The organism is Pseudoalteromonas sp. 2CM28B, from assembly GCF_023161935.1.
In genome coordinates, this window is the sequence record NZ_JALNTH010000082.1 from 1 (window position 1) to 4187 (window position 4187).

General features: G+C 39.7%; 2 protein-coding genes. Both read left to right on the forward strand.

Annotated features, from left to right (window positions below):
• The first annotated feature begins 378 nt into the window (after nt 1–378).
• On the forward strand, nt 379–1794 hold the full coding sequence (locus MTN96_RS36560) for a sodium:alanine symporter family protein (RefSeq protein WP_024033645.1): 1416 nt from the start codon (nt 379–381) through the stop codon (nt 1792–1794).
• 183 nt (nt 1795–1977) lie between these two features.
• Entirely contained in the window at nt 1978–3573 is a 1596-nt protein-coding gene (locus tag MTN96_RS36565) for a BCCT family transporter (protein ID WP_248534799.1), read from the forward strand.
• Nucleotides 3574–4187 lie beyond the last annotated feature (614 nt).

A 4187-nucleotide genomic window follows, 5' to 3' on the forward strand; every position in this document is an offset into this window, starting at 1 on the left:
CGATTAAAGCGTTAAACTTTATCTCGCTAGGGCTGCGCATCTTACGCTTTCCTATTTTTTTGTCAACACTTAATTTTTTAAACTTGAAAGTTTTTAAAACTAAGTTTTACTCAACTCACTGAGTAGCTCGTGCCTCGCTATGCGTTGCGCTCTGCCGTCTCAGTGGGGTCGCATTATAGGGAGAAACGTTTTATACGCAAGCGTTTTATTGAATAAAATTGCATTTAATTTATACCCATAAGAACCCCACATTAAAAACACATGTTACCCACAAAAGCCTGTGGATAAGACTGCTTTTTTGCTTTTAAAACTAAACTCTTTTGATTTGTTATGGTAAGTTGCCAGCACTTTTTCAACTCATGTACTTAGGTAGTATTCATGACAGATATAATAAATAGTATAAGTGCCTTACTTTGGGGCCAAGTTCTCGTCTACTTATTAATAGCAGCAGGTGTCTTTTTTACCATTCGGTTAGGCTTTATTCAATTTGTACAATTCCCTCATATGTTTAAAGTTATGTTTGGCTCACGTAAATGTGGTGGAGATGAGATTTCTTCTTTTCAGGCTTTTTGTACTTCTTTAGCGGCGCGGGTTGGAACAGGTAATATGGCCGGTGTTGCCGTGGCACTTTATTTAGGTGGCCCTGGCGCTATATTTTGGATGTGGCTGATTGCTTTAATAGGTATGGCAACTAGCTTTGCAGAAAGTACGTTAGCGCAAGCTTATAAAACTAAAGACGCTGATGGCAACTTTAGAGGCGGCCCTGCTTATTATATGGAACGAGGTTTAGGCAAACGCTGGATGGGTGTGTTGTTTTCATTATGCTTAATTTTAGCCTTTGGCCTGGTATTTAATGCTGTACAGTCAAACTCTATTGCTGCCGCATTTGAAGTAGCGTTTGATGTACCTAAGTATATAGTAGGCATTGCACTTGTAATTGGCTCTGGCATCATTATTTTTGGTGGATTAAAAACAATATCACGTTTTGCCGAAATGGTTGTTCCATTTATGGCGCTTGCCTATTTGCTAGTTGCTATATATGTATGTGCGATTAACTTTACTGCCCTGCCTGATGTTATTGTACTTATAATAAAAAGTGCTTTTGGTTTAGAGCAAGCAGGCGCCGGTGCAATTGGCTATGGTGTAACGCAAGCTATGATCCAAGGTATTAAGCGCGGTTTGTTTTCAAACGAAGCCGGTATGGGTAGCGCAGCCAATGCCGCAGCAACGGCAACACCTTATCCACCGCACCCAGCCTCGCAAGGGTATGTGCAAATGCTAGGTGTATTTATAGATACTATTGTGATCTGTACAGCCACTGCCTCATTAATCTTACTGTCTAATCAACTTGTGCCTGAATCGGGTGTATTAGGAATAGAGTTAACGCAAGCTGCACTACAAGAGCACGTAGGTGACTGGGGTACTTACTTTATTGCCATTGCCATTTTATTTTTTGCATTTACCTCTATTGTCGCGAATTACTCATATGCCGAAACAAACCTAATGTTTTTAGAGCACAACTCTACTAAAGGAATGTTTATATTTAGATTACTTGTATTAGGTATGGTTATGTTTGGTGCCATTGGTGAACTAGGTATTATTTGGACACTTGCTGACATTTCTATGGGCCTAATGGCTATTGTAAACGTGGTTGCACTGTTTATGCTTTCAGGCGTTGTTGTGTGGTTATCAAAAGATTACAACGCGCAAAACAAGCAAGGTGTATTACCTACGTTTGACAAAGACAAGCACCCTAAGCTTGCTAAAGAGGTTGATCCTAACGCGTGGAAGTAACGCTAAATTAAAAAATTATTAAGCGAGCATTAGCTCGCTTTTTTTTGCCTTTCAAACTATATAAAAATTTATTAATGTATTTCAGAGATATATACCATAATTAAATATCAGTAATAGGCGCTTTTTGATTTACTTACGTACTATAAAATTGAAGTTTGTTATCTATAATATAAAGGAGTCATGATGGATGACCAATTGAACAAATACAGTATTGACACTACCGATTATCAGGTAGGTCAAGATAACGTACAAAAATGGGGGTTTGATGTTCATAACCCAGTGTTTGGAATAAGCGCATTTTTAGTCATACTATTTGTTGCCCTTACCTTGTTGCTTGACCCTGAAGTGGTCAGGGAAGCACTTACCTCAACTAAAGATGCCATTATCAATAAATTTGATAGCTACTTCATGTTGATTGCTAATGGTTTCGTATTATTTTGCTTTGCACTTGCGCTCTCCCCTCTTGGTAAAATTCGCTTAGGGGGTGTTGATGCAAAACCTGAACATGGTTATCTCTCATGGCTGGCAATGTTATTTGCCGCAGGAATGGGGATAGGTTTACTGTTTTGGGGTGTTGCAGAGCCCGCTGCCTATTATACTGATTGGTATTTAATGCCAATGAACGCAGAGCCAAATACCCCAGAAGCGCACTCTTTAGCCATGGGCGCCACCATGTATCACTGGGGCTTACATGGTTGGGCAATTTACGCCATTGTTGCACTTAGCTTAGCGTTTTTTGCTTACAATAAAGGCCTTCCGTTATCTATACGCTCCGTGTTTTATCCCTTATTTGGCGATCGTGCATGGGGCTGGCTTGGTCACGTTATTGATATACTTGCTGTACTCTCTACGCTTTTTGGTTTAGCAACGTCTCTTGGTTTAGGGGCACAGCAAGCAACAAGTGGTATTAATTATTTAATGGGCACTGACTACGGTACCGCTTTTCAAATTACAGTTATAGCGCTCGTTACCTGTATTGCTATTGTTTCTGTTATTAAAGGCATTGAAGGGGGTGTGAAAGTACTTAGTAACATCAATCTTATATGTGCATTTATTTTACTTGTAGCCATAATATCGCTTACTTTTAGTGACTCAATCACAGCAATATGGTTTACCTTTGGTGCATATGTAGAACATATGATTCCGCTTAGTAATCCGTTTGGCCGTGAAGATGAAGACTGGATGCATGCCTGGACAGTATTTTATTGGGCATGGTGGATATCGTGGTCGCCGTTTGTAGGAATGTTTATTGCCCGCGTTTCTAGAGGCCGTACCGTGCGAGAATTTTTATTAGTCGTCATTGGCCTGCCAACACTATTAAGCTTAGTGTGGATGGGGGTATTTGGTAATTTAGCGATTTCACAAATTATTGATAAAGTAGGCCCACTTGGGCAAAACGGGTTAACCGATATCTCTGTAACGCTATTTCAGGTTTATGAGCAGCTTCCGCTTAGTGGCCTTATTAGTGTGATCTCAATTGTGCTTGTTTTAGTATTTTTTATTACCTCTTCTGATTCTGGCTCACTTGTAATAGATGGCATAACCGCAGGCGGAAAAATTGATGCGCCGGTACCACAACGTATATTTTGGGCAACGATTGAAGGGGCAATAGCCGCCGTATTACTGTGGGTAGGTGGCTCTCAAGCCTTGCAGGCCTTGCAATCGGGAGTAGTAACCACTGCGTTACCTTTTTCAATTGTGCTTATTTTAATGTGCGTGGCGCTTATTCAAGGTTTAATGAGCGAATACCCTATTTATAAGGCACAAGCAAAGTTATAGCATTATGTACTTTAGCAAAGCGGCTTTGTGTCGCTTTGCTTTGCACTTTATTTCCTCCCTTACCTACACACTTCAGCTAATACATTAACGACCGTATTTAATCATCAAACTGTTTAGCTTTGGCAATACACCTCTAAAACACGTTGTTTTAATAAATAGAGCGCACATATAAGCGCATAACAACCAAGTGCTATTAGTTGCACCTTTAGCTATCAAGTTTATATCATCAGGTAGTCGCGTATGTATGCAAAATTGCTTTGATGGAACTGAATTGGATGTAAACGGCGTTAAAAGTACCCTATATCAGCAGCAAAGGGGTATAGGGAAAGTAATGTAGGTTTAATCAACTAACGCTAACGTGTAACAATGCGTATGCTCTGCTTTAAGCACGATTGTCTACCTCAAATTAGTCACTTGATTAAGCCAATTGCTATTAATTTTTAAGGAATAGGCAAAAACATAAACAAAGTGATTGTTATATAACAGATGGGTATTTATTTAAAATAGGGAATATTTAATTTACTAAAAGGACTTTAGTAAAAGTGGTGCCCGAGGCCGGACTTGAACCGGCACGACTTGTTAGTCGAGGGATTTTAAATCCCTTGTGTCTACCA

Excerpts from the sequence above, each read along its gene's own strand:
- MTN96_RS36560 (WP_024033645.1), top strand. The coding sequence starts at position 379 with ATGACAGATATAATAAATAGTATAAGTGCCTTACTTTGGGGCCAAGTT.
- MTN96_RS36565 (WP_248534799.1), top strand. The coding sequence starts at position 1,978 with ATGGATGACCAATTGAACAAATACAGTATTGACACTACCGATTATCAG.